The sequence below is a fragment of the Pantoea trifolii genome (genome assembly GCF_024506435.1).
Classification (GTDB): Bacteria; Pseudomonadota; Gammaproteobacteria; order Enterobacterales; family Enterobacteriaceae; genus Pantoea; species Pantoea trifolii.
The window spans coordinates 2,670,870-2,691,049 of record NZ_JANIET010000001.1; the positions used below are offsets into that span (position 1 = coordinate 2,670,870).

At 39.4% G+C, this 20,180-nt stretch carries 18 protein-coding genes; all 18 read right to left on the reverse strand.

The window, feature by feature from the left end; all coding sequences use genetic code 11:
* Positions 1-28: 28 nt before the first annotated feature.
* The 18 genes from wzzB to galF all read right to left on the reverse strand — a co-directional run bounded on the left by wzzB (position 29) and on the right by galF (position 19,908).
* On the reverse strand, positions 29-1,039 hold the full coding sequence (wzzB, locus tag NQH49_RS12465; protein ID WP_256696836.1) for an LPS O-antigen chain length determinant protein WzzB: 1,011 nt from the start codon (positions 1,037-1,039) through the stop codon (positions 29-31).
* Positions 1,040-1,110: 71 nt separating this feature from the next.
* Complete coding sequence (gndA, locus tag NQH49_RS12470) at positions 1,111-2,520, reverse strand: NADP-dependent phosphogluconate dehydrogenase (protein ID WP_256696837.1); 1,410 nt, start codon at positions 2,518-2,520, stop codon at positions 1,111-1,113.
* A gap of 151 nt (positions 2,521-2,671) precedes the next feature.
* Positions 2,672-3,085, reverse strand: a complete 414-nt coding sequence (locus NQH49_RS12475; RefSeq protein ID WP_256696838.1) for a WbuC family cupin fold metalloprotein — start codon at positions 3,083-3,085, stop codon at positions 2,672-2,674.
* The gene (locus tag NQH49_RS12480) at positions 3,072-4,286 is read right to left on the reverse strand and encodes a glycosyltransferase family 4 protein (RefSeq protein WP_256696839.1); all 1,215 of its coding nucleotides are present in this window, start codon (positions 4,284-4,286) and stop codon (positions 3,072-3,074) included. Before NQH49_RS12480 ends, NQH49_RS12475 begins: the two co-directional genes overlap by 14 nt.
* Positions 4,286-5,416, reverse strand: coding sequence for a non-hydrolyzing UDP-N-acetylglucosamine 2-epimerase (gene wecB, locus NQH49_RS12485; protein WP_256696841.1), 1,131 nt, complete (start codon positions 5,414-5,416; stop codon positions 4,286-4,288). The genes NQH49_RS12480 and wecB overlap by 1 nt, the downstream gene beginning before the upstream one ends.
* 9 nt (positions 5,417-5,425) lie before the next feature.
* Entirely contained in the window at positions 5,426-6,553 is a 1,128-nt protein-coding gene (wbjC, locus tag NQH49_RS12490; RefSeq protein WP_256696842.1) for a UDP-2-acetamido-2,6-beta-L-arabino-hexul-4-ose reductase, read from the reverse strand.
* 3 nt (positions 6,554-6,556) lie between these two features.
* The gene (locus NQH49_RS12495) at positions 6,557-7,600 is read right to left on the reverse strand and encodes a polysaccharide biosynthesis protein (RefSeq protein ID WP_256696844.1); all 1,044 of its coding nucleotides are present in this window, start codon (positions 7,598-7,600) and stop codon (positions 6,557-6,559) included.
* A 26-nt stretch (positions 7,601-7,626) separates the two neighbouring features.
* Complete coding sequence (locus tag NQH49_RS12500; RefSeq protein WP_256696845.1) at positions 7,627-8,742, reverse strand: glycosyltransferase; 1,116 nt, start codon at positions 8,740-8,742, stop codon at positions 7,627-7,629.
* Positions 8,720-10,084 (reverse strand): hypothetical protein, encoded by a 1,365-nt coding sequence (locus NQH49_RS12505; RefSeq protein WP_256696846.1) that lies wholly within the window; start codon positions 10,082-10,084, stop codon positions 8,720-8,722. Before NQH49_RS12505 ends, NQH49_RS12500 begins: the two co-directional genes overlap by 23 nt.
* Positions 10,075-11,541, reverse strand: coding sequence for a capsular polysaccharide export protein, LipB/KpsS family (locus NQH49_RS12510; protein WP_256696847.1), 1,467 nt, complete (start codon positions 11,539-11,541; stop codon positions 10,075-10,077). The genes NQH49_RS12505 and NQH49_RS12510 overlap by 10 nt, the downstream gene beginning before the upstream one ends.
* Positions 11,538-12,605, reverse strand: a complete 1,068-nt coding sequence (gene pseI / locus NQH49_RS12515) for a pseudaminic acid synthase (RefSeq protein ID WP_256696848.1) — start codon at positions 12,603-12,605, stop codon at positions 11,538-11,540. The genes NQH49_RS12510 and pseI overlap by 4 nt, the downstream gene beginning before the upstream one ends.
* A complete protein-coding gene (pseH, locus tag NQH49_RS12520; RefSeq protein ID WP_256696849.1) occupies positions 12,598-13,131 on the reverse strand; it encodes a UDP-4-amino-4,6-dideoxy-N-acetyl-beta-L-altrosamine N-acetyltransferase in 534 nt (177 codons plus the stop codon). Before pseH ends, pseI begins: the two co-directional genes overlap by 8 nt.
* Positions 13,128-14,228: a UDP-2,4-diacetamido-2,4,6-trideoxy-beta-L-altropyranose hydrolase gene (gene pseG / locus NQH49_RS12525; RefSeq protein WP_256696851.1), complete on the reverse strand. Its 1,101-nt coding sequence runs from the start codon at positions 14,226-14,228 to the stop codon at positions 13,128-13,130. Before pseG ends, pseH begins: the two co-directional genes overlap by 4 nt.
* A gap of 2 nt (positions 14,229-14,230) precedes the next feature.
* Entirely contained in the window at positions 14,231-14,920 is a 690-nt protein-coding gene (pseF, locus tag NQH49_RS12530) for a pseudaminic acid cytidylyltransferase (RefSeq protein WP_256696852.1), read from the reverse strand.
* A complete protein-coding gene (gene pseC, locus NQH49_RS12535) occupies positions 14,917-16,077 on the reverse strand; it encodes a UDP-4-amino-4,6-dideoxy-N-acetyl-beta-L-altrosamine transaminase (RefSeq protein ID WP_256696853.1) in 1,161 nt (386 codons plus the stop codon). Before pseC ends, pseF begins: the two co-directional genes overlap by 4 nt.
* Before the next feature lie 98 nt (positions 16,078-16,175).
* Complete coding sequence (locus tag NQH49_RS12540) at positions 16,176-17,402, reverse strand: MATE family efflux transporter (RefSeq protein WP_256696855.1); 1,227 nt, start codon at positions 17,400-17,402, stop codon at positions 16,176-16,178.
* Between the two features lie 550 nt (positions 17,403-17,952).
* Entirely contained in the window at positions 17,953-18,966 is a 1,014-nt protein-coding gene (galE, locus tag NQH49_RS12545; protein ID WP_256696856.1) for a UDP-glucose 4-epimerase GalE, read from the reverse strand.
* 48 nt (positions 18,967-19,014) lie between these two features.
* Positions 19,015-19,908, reverse strand: coding sequence for a UTP--glucose-1-phosphate uridylyltransferase GalF (gene galF, locus NQH49_RS12550; RefSeq protein WP_256696857.1), 894 nt, complete (start codon positions 19,906-19,908; stop codon positions 19,015-19,017).
* Positions 19,909-20,180: the final 272 nt, after the last annotated feature.

A 20,180-nucleotide genomic window follows, 5' to 3' on the forward strand; every position in this document is an offset into this window, starting at 1 on the left:
TAACCGGCCTAAAAGGCCGGTTCTAAAATTAGTGTCGATTGCGATAATTAGCTACAACGTTACGACCAATTACAATTGAAGAGCCTAATACACCGCCTAAAATTAACGCTAACAATACAGTTAATGTTTTCTTAGGGCTATCTCTTCTAAATGGTAGATCCGCTTTTGCAATATAACGGAAAGATTGCAAATTATCTGTCTGAATCTGGACATGAGTTACTGAGAGTAGCGCACGTTGTGCAGTGTAATAATCATCATCATAGTCTAATGGTTTTGTTGCTTCATTGGCGATCATAGCATTTAATGCATCGCTTCCTAAAAGATACAAAGTGTCGTCGGAGAGGTATGATGCTTCTTTTAACTGTGATTTGGTTAAACCCGACTGCATTGCTACTTTTAATGCTTGGTTAATCACGTCAATACGATGCTGTTTTTTATTAATGGCAATTTGTTTATGAGCATCAAGTATATTTGACAACTCCTTGGCTTTAACACCTAGATTCTTTTTGATATCAGAACCAAAGTCATCAACAACATCTTTATTAACTTCTGCGATATATTTTGAAAGGGTTTCCTGCGCTTGCTTTCCGCTTTCAGCAACAAAAGAGATAGCAAGAGAATCATTACTTCCTTTATTTACCTGTTCAATGCGTAAGGTTGTTGGTTTCTCTTGATTAGCAAGGGAACCTGACAATGCATTCATTGATGCACTAAAACGAATGAACATTTGATTTTGCAAGTCAGTAATCGAAGGTTTATCTTGTGGGTTTTGCGCATATAACGTACTTAACGTCGCGTTATAATTAGCAACCTGACCGGCAGCAGGAAGAGTAACTATGGCTTTTGACGTCCACTTTTCCTTTACAACGTTTAAATAAACGAGACTCAACGCCAAAGTAATTATAACCGTTACCACTATAGTAACTTTACCTTTCCAGAGTTGTACTATTATATCAACCAGATCAACTTCATTATCATTATTGTAAGAAACCTGCTGAAAATTTGAACTTTCTGAATTGGAATTTTCACTGTCTTTCATATATAAAATGACTCACAAAACAAAAACCTAATGAAAAAACACCTCTCACAACTGAGAGGTGTTAAATAATATTAATCCAACCACTCGGTGTGGAACACACCTTCTTTATCAATGCGTTTATAAGTATGCGCACCAAAGTAGTCACGCTGAGCCTGAATCAGGTTAGCAGGCAATACTTCTGAACGATAGCTGTCATAGTAAGCGATCGCAGCAGAGAAAGTCGGCGTTGGAATACCATTCTGAATCGCATAGGAGACGACATCACGCAGCGCCTGCTGATATTCATCGGCAATATTCTTGAAGTAAGGATCCAACAGCAAGTTAGCAATATCAGCATTGCTTGCATAAGCATCAGTGATTTTCTGCAGGAATTGAGCACGAATAATGCAACCGGCACGGAAAATCTTAGCGATTTCGCCGTAATGCAGATCCCACTCGTTTTCTTCTGATGCTGCACGCAACTGTGAGAAGCCCTGCGCGTAAGAAACGATTTTACCCAAGTAAAGAGCACGACGCACTTTCTCAACGAACTCAGCTTTGTCGCCAGTGAAAGCTTGCGCTTGTGGACCACTAAGCACCTTAGATGCAGCAACACGTTGAGACTTGAGTGAGGAGAGGTAACGAGCGAAAACAGATTCGGTAATAAGAGACAATGGCTCACCAAGATCTAATGAACTTTGGCTAGTCCACTTACCGGTTCCTTTATTTGCTGCTTCATCAAGAATCACATCAACAAGGTATTTACCATCTTCATCTTTCTTGGTGAAGATATCTTTGGTGATATCGATCAGATAGCTGCTTAGCTCGCCGTTATTCCAATCGGTGAAAGTTTTAGCCAACTCTTCGTTGTTCAAACCCAGCGCGCCTTTCAGCAATGCATAGGCTTCTGCGATCAATTGCATGTCACCATATTCAATGCCGTTGTGAACCATCTTCACATAGTGACCAGCACCATTAGGACCGATGTAAGCAACACAAGCCTCACCATCTTCAGCACGCGCAGCAATCTTATCGAGAATTGGAGCAACCAACTCATACGCTTCTTTCTGGCCGCCAGGCATGATTGATGGGCCTTTCAATGCGCCCTCTTCGCCACCGGAAACACCCGTACCGATAAAGTTGAAGCCTTGATCCGAAAGTTCTTTATTTCGACGAATAGTATCTTTATAGAAGGTGTTGCCACCGTCGATAAGGATGTCGCCTTTGTCGAGATGAGGAGTCAGTGAAGCGATGGTTTTGTCTGTGGCTTCACCCGCTTGCACCATCAGCAGGATACGACGAGGCTTTTCAAGCGATTCAACGAACTCTTCTACAGTGTAAAAAGGAGCAAGTTTCTTACCTGAATTCTCAGCAATCACTTCATCGGTCTTCTCACGCGAGCGGTTGAAGATGGATACCGTGTAGCCACGGCTTTCGATGTTCAGAGCTAGATTGCGGCCCATTACCGCCATACCTACAACGCCGATTTGTTGCTTGGACATTACATACTCCTGTCAGATGTGTTCGCTGCGTTGTTTTAGCAGCACAAAAGTAGTTCGATGTTAACTCACTAAAGATGACGCTGGATAGCGTTAGATGCTATACGGTATTTAAATGGATAAATGTCCAGCACGGAGAAAGCTGCTGCCAACGTTATCCACAACTCCATTGTGGAAAAGCTTTAGCAAATTTATCGTCAAATGGTCCTTCTTTAACTTCGAGCATTAATGCTCGCTCAGAAATACACTCAACACTATGAATATCACCTGGTGCAAACTCGATTAACGTAGTATTAGACGTTGGCCCAGCAGTGAACTTGCTAAGTATTTCACCATTTTCATTATATAAAGTTATTTCAAGTTCACCTTCTAACACAGTGAACAACTCCCACTGATGAGGTAATTCATGATAATGAGGCTCAACATAACTACCCTGAACTAAACCAATCAATAATCTCTGCACTTTATCTTGATGAGAATAATGGAGTAAAACGTGAGATCTTTTTCTTTCCGAACTAACAGCTGAATCAAATAATGATTGAATCATCGCATCATCAATGAGTCGCATAATTTCCCTCGAAGGCGTTTTCAATAATATTGGCTGCGGAAGAAACTGTAAATTCATCTTCCAATAGTTTGAATGCAGCACTACCTATGCGTTTTCGCAATTCAGAATCTTCAACCAATTTCACTGCAGACTGAAATAATGCCTCATCATCACCATTGATATGGATAAATCCAGCTCCATGGTTATTTACTAAACTCTCCAGGTCATTACCGGCATTAATACTCCCTAATATCGGCAAACTTTCAACCATATATCCCAATATTTTTCCAGGGAAATTAAATGCGGTATGATTAGCAGACAACGAAAATAATCCGATATCGATTTCAGCGAGTATATTTTTAAAATGAGCCTGAGGAACTGAAGGGAGATAACTAAAATTATTAAGCGCCCAGTCGTTTGCCAGTTTTTTAACTAGCTCAACCTCATCACCCTGACCAATAAACAAAAAATGTGCGTCGGGATATTTTTCCATGCGCCTTGCGAGACGCATCAAATTTGACATGTCTTGGGCATGGCCAATATTCCCTCCGTAAAAGAATATAATCTTCTTGTTTAAGTTTAATGATTGCCTAATAGGTACATAATCAACTGGCAGCACGTTGGATGGCCGAACATCAGCCCAATTACGCAACACCTCACAATTGGTAGAAGGATTACATTTTCGGAATAAAATTAAGTTGTTCTCAGACATAAGCCCGATTTTATCGGCCTGATTATAGGAGAACCTTTCAAAGTATTTGAAGAATTTCTCTATGACGGAGCCACTTTTAATCATTCCGGCATCAATAGCCCATTGAGGGAATAAATCACGAAGAACAAGATATGATCTACAATGACATCGTCTCTTTATTTTGTTTACCAAATGCCCCCAAAAAATAGAGGGGGAATAGTAGACAATTCCATCAAAAGTGTCGGCTTTAACCAGTTGACGGATGGTTTTCCAGGCACGCAGCGATAATAAAGCCTCATTGATTCCACGAGTTAGATGTCTGACATCCTTTATTGGCCCATTTTTAAAACGCCATACCTGGACATTGTCAAATGTCTCAATGACGAGCTTTTCCTTTTGCTCTGAACACGGCGTAATAACAGTCACATTATGCCCGCGTTTCAGGAACTCCAGAGCCAGTTCATGAAACATCTTAGCGCCAACGCGCGTGCTTTGTGGAAGATAATCGTCAATGATTAGAGCCAGATTCATTAATATTCTTTCCAAACAACTCGCTTAATATAATCAGTGTAAGACTGAACAATTCTTACTACTTTATCTGATACATTCGGCATACTATAATCATAAACCTGTCGCAGTAACCTTTCATCTCCGCGCGGTTGATTCTCTAATATAGAGAGAGCTTGCAAGACACGTTCTGTTTCAAGCCCTACCATCATGACTGATGCTTCTTCAAAGCCTTCAGGTCGTTCGTGAGCTTCACGAATATTTAGCGCTGGAAAGTTCATTATTGAAGATTCTTCAGTGATGGTGCCACTGTCTGAAAGAACCGCTCTTGCATTTTTTTGCAAATGATTATAATCATGAAACCCAAGAGGCTTCAGCAACTGAATATTTTTGTGGAAAACGATGCCATTTTCTTCAACACGGTTTCTTGTACGAGGGTGCGTAGAAACAATTACAGGCAATTGATACTTTTCAGCAATGGTATTGAGTATGTCAGCAAGTTTAGATAGCTGCTTGGGTGAATCAACATTCTCTTCACGGTGAGCGCTAACAACAAAGAATTTATTCTTTTGTAGTCCAAGCCGATTTAAGACGTCTGAAGCATTAATCTGGGGCATATAGTGGTTCAGCACTTCAAACATCGGGCTACCCGTCTTAATAACTCGGTCTGCTGGTAAGCCTTCAGCGAGTAGATATTCTCTCGCGATGTCACTGTATGTAAGGTTAACATCGGCTGTGTGATCAACAATGCGGCGATTAGTTTCTTCAGGTACGCGTTGATCAAAACAACGATTACCTGCTTCCATATGGAAGATAGGTATCTTGCGTCGTTTTGCAGCGATTGCAGAAATACAAGAGTTCGTATCACCTAAAACCAACATAGCTTCAGGTTTAACCTCTTCGAAAACTTCATCAATTTTTATAATGACTTGCCCGATTGTTTCAGCTGCATTCTTGCCTGCAGCATTTAAAAAATAATCCGGTTTTCTTACTTGAAGATCATTAAAGAATACTTCGTTAAGCTCATAATCATAATTTTGACCTGTATGAACCAAAATGTGTTCACAATATGAATCAAGTTTTGCCAGAACTCGCGACAAGCGAATAATTTCTGGACGAGTGCCAACCACTGAAACTATTTTCAACTTTTTCATAGGGTTCCTTCATAATAAAGAAGCTGTAGTATCTGGATTTTGAGCGTCAAAATTTTCATTAGCCCAAACAATCGCTATCAGTTCTTCATCTCCAATATTGGTAACATCGTGTGACCAGCCAGGAATCGTTTCGACGATGCATGCTTGAGCCTTACTGGTAACCAATTCATAACGTTCATTGGTAAGCAAATGGCGAAACCTAAACTTAGCAGTGCCTTGAATAACTAGGAACTTTTCCGTTTTGCAATGATGATAATGTCCGCCACGAGTTACTCCAGGATGTGCAGTAAAATACGAAACTTGTCCTGAATCTATAGTTTTGATAATTTCTACAAAACGCCCACGCGGATCCTTATGTTCTTTGATTGAATAAGTAAATTTATCAACAGGGAGATAGCTTACATAAGTTGAGTATAAGGCTCTTAAAAAACCATTCCCAACCCTTTCAGTCACTAAGTTTTCACGGCTATCAGCAAAGGATTTTATCGTGTCAGCTAGCTCTCCAACTGTCGTATGATACTCAGGCTGAATTTCTAATAAAACATCTCGAAGCGGATTAACGTTCTTTCTATCTAATATCGAGATGAAGGTGGTTAAAACATCATCGATATGAACTAATTTAAGCGGATGATGTTTGTCAGCAATTTCTATTGGCTTGTCATTCGCAATGTTATGGCAAAATGTTGCAACAACAGAATTATAATTTGGTTTAGCCCATTTACCAAAAACACCAGGCAAACGACAAATATAGATAGGGATTCCATATTTGTTATTCAAGCGTAATAAAACATTCTCGGCTTCTCGCTTGGAATTTCCATATGGTGTTTCTAGTACAGCGTGAATAGATGAAGTCAACAATACAGGGATCATACGCCCTGTTTTCTCGAAGATATCGGCGATACAGGAGCAAACGCTTTGCGTGAGATTAATATTTCCTGTAGTAAATTCCTCAGGATTCAACGGGCGGTTAATACCCGCTAAATGAAATACAAAATCTACGTCCTGCAACAGTGCTGATAATTCTTGCTCATTCTGCTGACGACTAAAATTGAAGGCAGTAATGCCCTTAATTTCACTCAGACGAAGAGAGAGATTTTTTCCTATAAATCCGTCAGAACCTGTAATCAGGACATTCACTGCTTATTCCTCCGGGTCCGCATATTCGCCATGCGAAATTTTACGCATAAATTCAAGTTTTAAAAGCAATTGAGTCATACCTTCAACATCCAGACGTTGTGTATTATGAGAGTTGTACTCTTCACCGCACAATGCATCTGTCATTTTTTGTTCACCTTCTTCTACAAATTTCGCGTAATTTAAATCACGCGTATCTGCAGGAACACGGAAGTAATCCCCCATATCTTCGGCGCATGCTCGTTCTTCTTTACCGAGCAGTGATTCAAACAGTTTTTCACCATGACGCGAACCAATAATACTTACCTGATGCTCAGGTTTATTCATTAAATTCAGAATGGCTTTTGTTAAAGTTTCAACAGTAGCAGCAGGTGCCTTTTGTACAAAAATGTCGCCATTATTTCCATGCTCAAAAGCATACAGCACTAGATCGACTGCATCGGCAAGCGTCATCATAAAACGTGTCATGCTTGGCTCAGTAATAGTAATCGTCTTGCCCTGCTGAACTTGCTGGACAAAAAGCGGAATGACCGAACCTCTTGACGCCATGACGTTGCCATAACGAGTACCGCAAATCACCGTTTCTGTACCCTCCAGATTACGGCTAGCAGCAACCATGACTTTTTCCATCATCGCTTTGCTGATACCCATTGCATTTATGGGATAAACTGCTTTATCCGTGCTCAAACAAACAACACGTTTAACACCTGCTAAAATGGCACAATTAAGTACATTTTCAGTACCTAAAACATTGGTGCGTACCGCCTGCATTGGATGAAATTCGCATGACGGTACTTGCTTTAAAGCTGCTGCATGGAAAACATAATCAACACCGCGCATTGCAGCTGCAATGCTGTTCTCATCTCGCACATCACCCAGATAGAATTTAAGCTTGCTGCTATTGTATTTTTTCCGCATGTCATCTTGTTTTTTTTCGTCGCGGCTAAAAATACGTATTTCACCAATATCTGAATCGAGGAACCGTTTAAGAACAGCATTACCAAATGATCCTGTACCACCAGTGATAAGAAGAGTCTTACCTTTAAACATTGTTTTCTCCTAACTTATTAGCATTTCTAAAGTAAACGTTCTAAATATAATTCTGCTCGTTTGTTTGCATTTGCAAATGTCAAAGCGCGTTCATATGATTCATCAATTTTAGTCTGGAAATCATTTTGTAAATATACATTTTTAAAATAATGAGCGATCTTTTCTGCAGCATCATGTGCATTAGTGGCTTCAAAATAAATGGCACCATCGCCGCAAACATCATGATTAAAGGGTTTATTAGAAGCAAACAATACTTTTTTTGAAATCATAGCCTCTAATGGTGTTGCGGAAAAACATTCCAATAGGCTTGGGAAAATGATGGCATCAATATTACTATAAAACGATGGGCACTGATCTACAGTTAAAACACCCACGTTTTTAATTTCATTTCTGAATTCATTGCTACATAGCTCCCATTCTTTATCATTAAAAGTGACATAAAATTCAACTTCAATTCCGTATTTGGACGATAGGATTTTTTTTATCTGTGGGAAAATTTTGGTATTTTTATGTGCATAATTTCTTCCTACAAAGCCTAGCTTAATCCTGTTTGGATCGAATAAGTAGTTGATTTCCTTCCAACGACTGGGATCAAGGTAGATTGAACTTAGACAATTATGAATAATCTTTACATGCTCTTTGGTCGCAATATTTTTTTTAATCACACCTTTTGCAACATGTTCAAGTTCAACAATAATTTCATCAGATTTATTAAAAAATTTCTGCTGAAGTGAAAATTTCAATTTGGTTTTTAATCGCGTTAGAAATGGTAGTGAATTATAAACTTCATTATCAGAATATATAATCCAAGGTTGGGCAAATCCAACTATACTATAAAAATGACGATTGTATGTATAAAGTGGGCCAAATATAGTCAGTACCTTATTGAATGAATTAAGGTGTTTCACATTAGCCGGAAATAGCGCCTTGATGCCAAAATTATTTTTAACTTGGTAATCGGGAAGCTTCGACAAATCATAATTGAGAGATTTTAAATTTTGATTAACGACTGATGATGACCAAATGGTCAAATTAGATGGAATATTTTCCATCATTGTAATTTCACCAATCACTGAAGTCGCGACTTGAACTCCGCCTCCAACGTGTAAATTGCTTGCATTAAGTAAGACTCGATCTGCCATCACAATTTTTGCCTTTAATTTTTGAAATTGACTTAGTGGCTAATAAATAAATTAAAATTGCGATTACAGTCAGCACAGTTCCCTTCCACGCTGAAAACATTACCGCATGCCAGATTAGAAATATAGAAAATGAAAGTTTGAATATTAAGAAACCCATTATAAAGTTTCTATCTTTATTGAAAAGAACCATTTTAGCTTGGAGAAAACCCAATAAAACAAAAATGATTGTTTGCAAAATCAAAGTTGGTAATAATCCCATAAAATGGATTTGAACTGCGGGAGAAAAACCTGATAAGTTCGTACCGGTTGCATTGTAATGCAAGTATGTTTGAATCGGCAAAAGATCATAAGATATATAATCGTAAACATTAGTGAAATTATCACAACCTGTCAGACAATATCTTTCATTACTAACAATATCAGGGAAGGAGTGATTTATAACACTCCACATAACTTGCCCCTGTAGGACTACACGCGTTAATATGAACGTGACGTCATATCCTTGCAGTGAGTAAGAAAGAGCAAGCATTAATACTAACAGTGCAAAAATAGCAAAAATGAAAAATAGACTTTTCTTTTTAAATTTCAAATAATCATTAAATGAAGGATATAAAGCGAAGAAAATAGTGATATACACTATAAAAGCACTGAACTTTTGACCTAATACCATGAATGTAATGAAAATATAAAATATCAATAATAATAGCGATAGCTTACTGTTCTGTCTATCAAATCGCTTTAATAAAAAATAATAGGCCGAAAAATAAAAGGTTTGAATCACCAATGTTGGATAAAATGAAAAGCCAGTGTTACCCATCGAATCCCAAAATGCGACTCTATTTACCCCTTTTAGCACTGGCCCAGAGTAAAAAATAAGAATGGCCAGACCTAAAATAAAAACAACACTCATAGTTGAAAGTAAAAATTTACTAATAATATTAGCCGGCAATCGTGCTATTTTTATTTTATTAGGTTTCTTTAATGTCCATTCAAAACTTACTTTTGAAATTCCGACTGAATAAATAAAGAAAGATAGCATCATAAAGGCGGCACCATTTGGAGTGCCAGTTTCATTTATCTCTATCATCAGCATACCAGTGCTGGCTATTACTAAACTAACCAACATACCGATATAATAATAAAATGTCATGCCGCTAGTGTACAAAAATGCTGGTGAATTCCTATAACAATAAATAACAAGTGAAATTACACTTACAGGAATAACTATAAACTCTAAATAAACAGCATTTGATATATACCCTAAATACTCCGCATATCCAATAATAAAAAATGCAACTGGCGCGCAAAAAACCAGAAAAAGATCAGATTTATTTATAACCATATTTTCTCATTTTCAACCGCATCAATATCTGAAAAAACAATTTCTTTAATTACAGACAGATAGATTTCTTCTGCTTTGACTTCAGCTGCTCGTCCCGTTAGCATTAAATTCATCGTACCAGGATAAGTAGCGAGGTAACAAGCCGCAACAAAATTTTTCGCATATTCAATGTCATTATTAAATGGTTTTAAGTTCTCATTGAATATATTAAACAACTTCTCTGGGGATTCAACTTTCACCACATTTTTATGATATTCATAGAATACATTGCCGTATAAAAAAACTTTTTTTCCTAGCAGCAAGGCTTCATATCCAACCGTACTGGTCAGAGTGACAACACCTAAAGAACTCTTAATTAAAAGTTTGGTTTGTTCTGTAGGCGCCAAAATCTTAACATTTGGTAGCTTCTTTAATTTGTTATAAAAATCCAGTGATGGATAGCCCCATGCACTGATATGATCTTTCACATAAAGAAAAACACCTTGCGGAAGGTTAAATGAAATGTTTTTGATTACTTCATACTCATTTAAAAAGTTACCCGCTAAAATAGAAGTAGATGATTCAGGATGAAAATGCATTGGATAAAGTAAAAAGCTTTCATCTAATGAGGAGTCATCATAATAATGCTTGAGTTTTTTAATTTTTAACTTGCGCTTCACATTTCTTTTAAAAAGATTGAAATATGTTTTAACTGGGTTTCCTGACTGGAAAGAATGATAACCATCGTCATTGACATGTTTAAATATACGTTTTAATGTATTTATTTTATTAGGGTTAAAATATCTGGTAATCAGATTAATGTTATCCAAACCATTTATTTTCATATAATCAGGTACAACAGTATCAATATTCTCTAAATACTCTGCTGACCATTTTTTTACTTCTTCAGGAACTTCAATGCTATTTGTTTCGATTAATTTACTAAACGTTTTTGCTCTTGAGTCGTCTAATGGATTTGACGAAATTGAAAACCGACCAGGAATTCTCGAACCACCAATGCCAAGATATTTTTTGCCATGTTCCGTTGCCACCGCCCATGCAACATGTGAGAAGGTATTCGATACATTTTCATACAGAATATAATCAATGTTTTCCTTTTCAATGATCATCTCATAGAAACTGCATAACGCACTTAGGAGACGACTTAAATAACCTTTATCTTTCTCTCCCCAGACGCCATAAATCTCAGCACGTTCAAAGTCGGATAGCAGCATGAAATTAAGATTATATTTATTATATCGCTGTAATGTATAGATATTAGTCTCATGCTGTCGAAAATATGATGAAAACTCATACACATTGAGATTTAATTCATCTAATGCGTTATTATCTCTTGATAACTCACTATCAACTGCAAACGCTACGTTGGCTTCATCTTTGGATAAAAGTCGTGCCAAATGATTAAAGAAATAATGATAATTAGGTGCGCCATTAGATAAAATTAGAACATTTTTCATTTTTCAAACTCTACGAGCGACTCTTCCGTGACAGGTGTGTTAGGTTCAATATTACGACTAACAATTTTTCCAATAACTTTTTCTATATATTTAGGCGCTAAACCAAAACCGGGCCTAACACTTCGGATACTGTCTTCAGTAACAATATCTCCCTTTTCTAAGGATTTCACAAAATAGAGTGAGCGTCTAAATTGCACATTACCTTGCTCACTGGATTTGCGACCATAATCTACTTTACCGAGGGCTGACCATGCAGTTTTAGCCCCATTGCAAAGCTCTTCCATCTCCAGAGGTTCAAGTGAAAAGCTGTCATCTGGGCCGCCCCCTGAGCGATCTAATGTGAAGTGTTTTTCAATAATAGATGCACCTAACGCAACACTCGTAATAGCTGTTGTGTTATCCAGCGTGTGATCAGAAAGGCCGGTAACTAAATTGTGCCGATTGATCATGTCAGAGACCGTACGCAAATTGTAATCTTCAGCTGGTGCAGGGTAACCACTTACGCAATGTAATATAGCAAGCTCCTTGCAACCACCAGAACGCGCTGCTTCAATCGCTTCTGATATCTCATCAGCATCAGCCATACCTGTTGAAATGATCATCGGTTTGCCGGTACTGGCCACATAACGAATAAGAGGAAGGTCAATAGCCTCAAACGAAGCTATTTTGTACGCTGGAGCATTTAAATCTTCCAACAAATCTACAGCTGTTGAATCAAATGGAGAACTAAAAATTGTAATGTCATTTTTAGATGCGCATTCAAAAAGTATTTTATGCCATTCCCACGGCATCGCTGCTTGCTGATAGAGATTATAGAGAGTTGTTCCGTCCCATAATCCACCTTTGATTTGGAAGTCGTCTCTATCGCTATTTAGCGTGATCGTATCAGCTGTGTAAGTCTGTAATTTTATTGCATCAGCGCCAACAATTTTAGCTTGTTCAATAAGTTTCATTGCATTCTCAATTCTCCCATTATGATTTGCAGAAAGCTCCGCGATTATATATGGAGAATAGTCCAAACCAATTTTTCGACCTGCAATTGTTATATATGGATAATTATGCATTTGAAGTTACCTTTTTTTTCCATTCATTTTTCAAGAGGCCAAAACATATTACATCATGGTATTTTACGCCGTCATAATGCTCATCGCGTAGAACACCTTCTTCAGTAAAAAAAAATTTATTATGTAGATGAAGTGACCGTTGATTAAAGTCGATTACGCGAGCACTAATTTTATGTAGATTTAAAGATTCGAAAGCGTATTTTAAAACGTTCAAAGCCATTTGCTGCCCAGTTCCCCTCGGAGAAGATGGATCCACATAGAATCCCCATTCAGCAACGCCTCCTTTCAATACTGATAACTGGACAAAGCCAACACTGAATTTGTTCTTTTCAAAAATGAGAAGATGTTTTTTCTCATCTTTTACAGTCCGCTTGAACCATGCTTGATGATCAGCTAATGCAATGACATCGCTATTAAACATAAAATGCCTAATTTTATCATCATTGCGCCATTGCAAGATGATGTCTAAATCTTCTTCCTGTAACTGCCGGAGGTTATTACTATTAGACGATAGAAACTCGATCATCTTAACTTCTCCAATTCAGTTACCACTTTCTCTGCTCCTTTACCATCGGTGAGCAAAGAACTAAAATATGACATTTGTTCTAAAATCTCTGGGTTTTCGTGGATAAGATCAAAACAATGAATTATTTTATTTTTCACATTTTCTTCTAAATTGATAATAAATGCTGCATTACTTTTTAATAAATTTTCAGCAATTATTTTCTGATTATCAGCAACAACTATCATTATTGTAGGTACTCCCATGGCACATCTTTCCCATGCGGAAGAACCTGCTGCACCTATAGCAATGTCACTGTGACTGAGCAGTTTGGCCATTTCCGTTGTATCAACGAAGAGATTGTAATTCCATGGAAGTTTATCTGCATTACTTCGAACAACTTCGATCCATGGTGATTTCCCCCCCATGACAATGGTTAGCTCACATTCATCAGGTAGACCACATTCCGAAAGAGAGTCCATAACCTCGGAAGTAATGTTGTCTTTATCAATACCGCCCAAAGATATTAATATAGATGTTAACTTCCCTCTTTCTTTTTTATTAATACTTGCGTTTCTGTATTCTGAAAACTCATCTCTTAGCAAAGAATAGCCTGGCCCAAAGAGTGTTATACATTTTTCTGGCAATAATAATTTATAGTCATCCCATGAACGCCCTGCATTCTGATCCAGAATAAAATTGCAAAAATGCTTTCTATTAGCTAAATCATCAATGACAGCAATATAAGTCGTTGAAGCTTTGACTGCAGATTCCCAGACAATATCTAAAGCGTAGTGGTCGATAATAATTAAATTAACGGTGATATTATCTAAAATCTCTAATGTTTCTTTTGAATCAATTTCTTGAGTGCATCCTAGCCAATCTTCATATCCCTTTGATGCATCATTCACGGCATATTCATTAGATGGGAGTATTAAACATCTAAATCCTCTTTTTTCTATTGCGTTAATAGCGTTCCCTGGATGTGGTCGAGTGACAAAATAACAAATTGCACCTCTTTTTGAGAGTTCATCCGCAAGAGTCAAACACCGCATAACATGCCCGGTGCCAATGCTCAGCGATGCATCAACACGAAAAACCACATTTTTCCCAAAAAACATATTTAGCCTCTATTAAGCAAGTAAAAGAGCTGCTCAGCTCTGTCCCAGTCTTCCTGTGTATCTATATCCTGCACGCGTGTACGAGGAAGTATAACTGGCACCGAGCTGCTGCTAAAAATCGGCCGTTGATTTAACCATGCTTGTGATGTTCCCCAATAGAACTGCCCTGCATCATGTAGCGCTTCTTCGAGATCCTGTGAACGAGTATTGTAGTGCTCGGGAAAAAACATTTCAGTTCTGCCCTGAGAATTAACTTTTATCGCTCGCTGTATTGGAAAAGGGTAATGCGTTACAGAAAATGCATAATCAGATTTATGAACAATCAGTTCTTGCAAGCCTTTAATCAAGTCTTCCGAAGTGATGAATGGAGCTGTAGCATAGATGCAACATGCAGCAGTAACTTTCTGAACGTTGTCTTCAATCCATTTAACTGCATGAGAAATAACCGGCACAGTCCCAGTAAAATCATCTGATAACTCTCTAGGCCTGAGAAAAGGAACCTCAACGCCATATGCCCGAACAACATCAGCAATTTCTTCATCATCTGTTGACACAATAATTTTGTCAAAAATCATGCTTTTTTGAGCTGAAAGAATTGAATGAGCAATCATTGGCATGCCACAGAATTCACGTATGTTTTTTCTCGGAATTCGTTTACTCCCACCACGGGCTGGGATCACAGCAACTTTCATGACATCAATGCTTCTTTAAGCACATTAACAACCTCATTTTGTTGTTCAATTGTTAATGTTGGATACATTGGGATACTAATTGCTTCCAGGTAATATTGCTCAGATTCTGGATAATCCCCTGGCTTGAAGCCCATTTTTTCATAATATGGTTGTGTATGAACAGGAATATAATGCAGATTAACAATTATTTCCTTGCTACGCATATAGTTGAATACTTCAAGATGTGTTTTATTAATTCTATTTAGTTGCAAACGAATAACGTAAAGATGCAAACCAGAATAACTATCAGGGTGCTGCCATGGCACAGTTACTGCAACGTCAGAAAAAAGCTCATCATATCTCTGCGCAATAGCATGCCTGCGAGCTACATACTCATCAAGCCTGTTAATCTGACTGGCTCCCAATGCTGCTTGCATATCTGTCATACGATAGTTATAGCCAAGAGCAACCTGCTGATAATACCAAGGCCCATCCATTTCCTTTGTCATCAACTCAGGCTCACGAGTAATGCCATGACTTCTTAACAGACCCAATTGTGTAGCCAACTCATCATCATTTGTCACTGCCATACCGCCTTCAGCAGTGGTAATGATTTTCACTGGGTGAAAACTGAAAATCGTAATATCGCTAAATTCGCAATTACCAATTGGCTTATTTTTATACTTCCCGCCAATAGCATGAGATGCATCCTCAATGATACGGAAGCCATATTCTTTGGACAATTTATGGATTGCTTCCATATTGCATGGTTGCCCAGAAAGATGAACTGGAACTACTACCTTAGGCAGTCGATTTTCTTTTTTTGCTCTGACTAACTTTTCCTCTAATTTTTCGGGGCATAGGTTGTAAGTTCTTGCATCGATGTCAACAAAGTCAACTTTTGCACCACAATAGAGCGCACAATTTGCTGAAGCGACAAAGGTATTCGGTGTCGTCCACAACCAGTCACCTTTGCCCAAACCTAAAGCTAAGCAGGCTATATGTAAAGCTGATGTGGCGCTATTAACTGCAACGGCATGTTTAACATTGCAATAATTTATCACCGATTGTTCAAAACGAGTAATAGCAGGACCCTGGGTAAGATTAGTTGATTTTAAAACTTCGACAACCGCATCAATATCAGCCTGTGTGATATCTTGTTGACCATATCTTATCATATTGAAGTCCAGTTTATTCCGTGTATTAATGTTTTGTTAGATTATCTAATTGGTAGAGTGAATATAACGATAAGATTTATTTCTTATCAACTGCTCAGTTAACTTGATTTTCGTTCAATAACTAACGCTAGCGTCTTGAAAATGAAAATATAAAGAAAGGCAACATTGAGACCCAACGGCACACATAATATTGCACTCCATTTAGAAATAGTTACTGTAGCTAATGCGAAAACTATCATAGATGTGACATGACTGATTATAATAATTTTGTCTTCACCTTTTGCATACAATGCATAGTGTGAAATCATTCCTAACGCATTGAAAATCGTAGCTGACATCAATACGTAGTAAATATCAAGATATTCAAAGTAAACGGTTTTTCCAGTCCACTTTAGTAAGTAGGGCATAACCAGTAAACTGACTGCCACGAAAACAATTGTTAATAATATCGTCGAAAGTGTCATTTTAGATAACTGTTTGCTGAATTCAGTTTTTTTATTGTCGTTGTGTAGTTTAATTAGTGTAGGGTAACTGAATGAAAATACACCTGCATCCAGGAACGTCATTAAGGTACTAGCCATACCTATAAATAGTACGTAGGCTCCCACTACATCCAACCCATTGAGACTCTGAATCCAGTAACGATCAACTGTCTGTATACCGCGTAAAGCTAATGTGGCAATTAAAAAGATGCCACTGGTTTGTATTCCTAATTTAATCCAGTGATAATCAATTTTATCTCGCCACCCGCCCATACCAACTTTATGAAGGCAAAGAAGTCCTAAGACAAATGTTAGCACTCCAGATGCAAGCCATAATGCAAAAACAAACTCAAGCGTTCTTAATACTGGATAGAACATCATAAGAACTACTACAATTATTGCCCACAGACCTTGTCTTAGGAACAATAAAACACTTGCTACAGTTTGCTTATGAATCGCAATAAGTAATCTAGAAATCTCTTGATTCAAATGCTCAAAAAATAAAATAACAAAAAACCACAAAGTTTGAATTATAGTGATTTTTTGCAATGCAATCAAAAACACTAATGCAATCAAGAGAAATACATATAAAACAGAAGAGACGCATGCTTGATTTTTAAGGAACCCGCCCCATCTTTTTTTGTCATTTTTGAGGATCTCGCGTGTTGTAAACACATAAAAATCGAGTCCAACGAAATACAATGCATAGCCTACTGTGGCAGTGAATATTCCATATGCACCTAAAATAGATGGTTCTAAATACTTAGCCAAAAAGAATATAAATAGAAATCGACTTATTAAAGTAAGGCCTCTTAATGTTACATTAAAAATTCTTTTATTCATTAATTTGACCTAAAAAAACACTTGGATAGGTAGCAGCAAGGCTTTTATTGTGTACACATAAGCTGTTAGCATCTTTGTATGCTTATAAGTATTCAAACTCATCATTTGATAATTGTGTGATATTAATCAACAAAAACAGACAACCAATTGGCACGCTACCGCCCCTGGCTTACGGCAACCACACGCCTTTACTTCTCTGTATTTGCCAAAACGACTAACAATGCCCACCATGCTTACAACCATTTTAAATCAATCTAACCTGAAGATTCATCCTTACATCGTACAACAAATGAAAAAAAATCCGCTTTAACAAAATTCCTAATATAACTAATCTCACTAACTGCCTTCATTGTACAAACACCACACAATCAGTTCATTTATCAGCCAACCACTCTAATATCTCACTCATCTCACGTAATCACTTTGGTAAGTTTAACTAAATCTATAAATAAAAAAAGGCCTCTGTTTCCAGAAGCCATTTCAATTGATTTAAACTACCTGATGGTGGTCATAGTTACAACGCTTTAACTGCACAAAGTTAGGTCGGCTTTCACGCAAACCCATTCGGATTCTTACTCTGCCAGTTCCACGTATCACGCATCATGGCATCAATCCCGCGCGTCACACGCCAGTCCAACTCAGTATTTGCGAGACTTGCATCTGCCCAGAACGCTGGCAAATCGCCGTCACGGCGTGGCTTAAACTCGAACGGAATCGGCTTACCGGACGCTTTCTCAAACGCCTTGATCATCTCCAGCACGGAGAAGCCCACGCCGCCACCGAGGTTGTAAGCTTTGTAGCCTTCAACCTTGGCTAAGTGGTCCAGCGCTTTCAGGTGCCCTTCTGCCAGGTCGACAACGTGAATGTAGTCGCGCTGTGCGGTGCCATCCGGCGTGTCGTAATCATCGCCAAACACGCCCAGCTTCTCCAGACGGCCAATCGCCACCTGCGCGATATACGGCAGCAGGTTGTTAGGAATGCCGGTTGGATCTTCACCGATTTCGCCAGATTCATGCGCGCCAACCGGGTTGAAGTAGCGCAGCGCGATGGCTTTGAAGTTCGGGTCCGCTTTAGCGAAGTCGCGCATCACGAATTCGATCATCAGCTTCGAGGTGCCGTACGGGCTGGTAGTTCCACCGATTGGCGTGGTTTCCACGTAAGGAACCGGTGCATCCGCGCCATAAACGGTCGCAGATGAGCTGAAGATGAAGTTCCACACGCCAGCAGCGCGCATCTCTTCCAGCAGCACCACGGTGCCAGCCACGTTGTTTTCGTAGTATTCCAGCGGCATGCGCGTGGATTCGCCAACGGCTTTCAACGCAGCGAAGTGAATCACGGCACTGATGTCGTTGGTGGCAAACAGGTCACGCAGGCAGGCGCGATCGCGGATGTCGCCTTCAACGAACACCGCTTTTTTACCTGAGAGCTTTTCCACGCGGTTAATGGCTTCGCGGGAAGCATTGCAAAGGTTATCCAGGACCACAACGTCGTCGCCACGCTCCAACAGCGCCAGCACCGTATGGGAGCCGATGTAACCCGCTCCGCCCGTTACCAAAATAGCCATGTGTACTCCTTTAAACCGCGCTAATGGCGCGGTAGAGAATGAGGAAGCTTATTTCGCCAGGATTTTCTGAATGGATTCGCGGAAATCGCGGCCCTGATCGTTGTTACGCAAGCCGTAAGAGACGAATGCCTGCATGTAACCAAGTTTACGACCGCAATCATAACTGGTTCCGGTCAGCAGTTGCACATCAACCGGCTTCTTCTTGCTCAGGGAGGCGATAGCATCGGTCAGCTGAATACGGCCCCATGCGCCTGGCTCGGTGCGCTCCAGCTCTTCCCAGATATCTGCAGAAAGCACGTAACGGCCAACTGCCGTCAGATCAGAGTCGGTTGAGCCCGCTTCTGGCTTCTCGATAAAGCTGGTGATGGTGCTGATATCGCCTGGGTTATCAATCGGCTGTTCGGTGGTCAGCACGCCGTATTCGGTGAGATCTGCGCCTGGCATGTGTTTCGCCAAAACCTGGCTGTGGCCGGTATCTTCGAAGCGAGCCACCATTGAGGCGAGGTTATAACGCAGGTGGTCAGCGGTAGAGTCATCCAGCAGCACGTCTGGCAGCACCACCACAAATGGGTTGTCACCAATCATTGGACGCGCGCACAGCACGGAGTGGCCCAGACCCAACGGGTTAGCCTGACGCACGTTCATGATAGTCACGCCCGGCGGACAGATTGACTGCACTTCGCTCAGCAGCTGACGTTTAACGCGCGCTTCGAGCAGCGCTTCCAGCTCGTAGGTGGTATCGAAGTGGTTTTCCACTGCATTTTTGGAAGCATGGGTGACCAGCACAATCTCCTTGATGCCAGCCGCGACGCATTCGTCAACAATGTATTGAATCATTGGTTTATCGACGATTGGCAGCATCTCTTTCGGAATGGCTTTGGTCGCAGGAAGCATATGCATACCGAGGCCCGCAACGGGGATTACTGCTTTAAGCTTGGTCATATTTATTCCATTTCATGAAGTGAATACGTGGGGTCGATTATGCAGGATCGGCCGGTCGAGCAAGTATAATCTTTATCTGAAAATCCGACACTAACTCTCTGTCCCGCCATCAAAAATCGCCAATTTGGCCGGTAAAAATGCCAGGCTTCCAATGAGAAACGGATGCGCTAAACCGCTGAAAAACCGCGAGAGGATGGAATGAGAGCGACGAAGGAAAAGACCAGCGATTTTCAGAAAAGTTAACGTGTAGGAATTGTAAGGTCACCATTAAT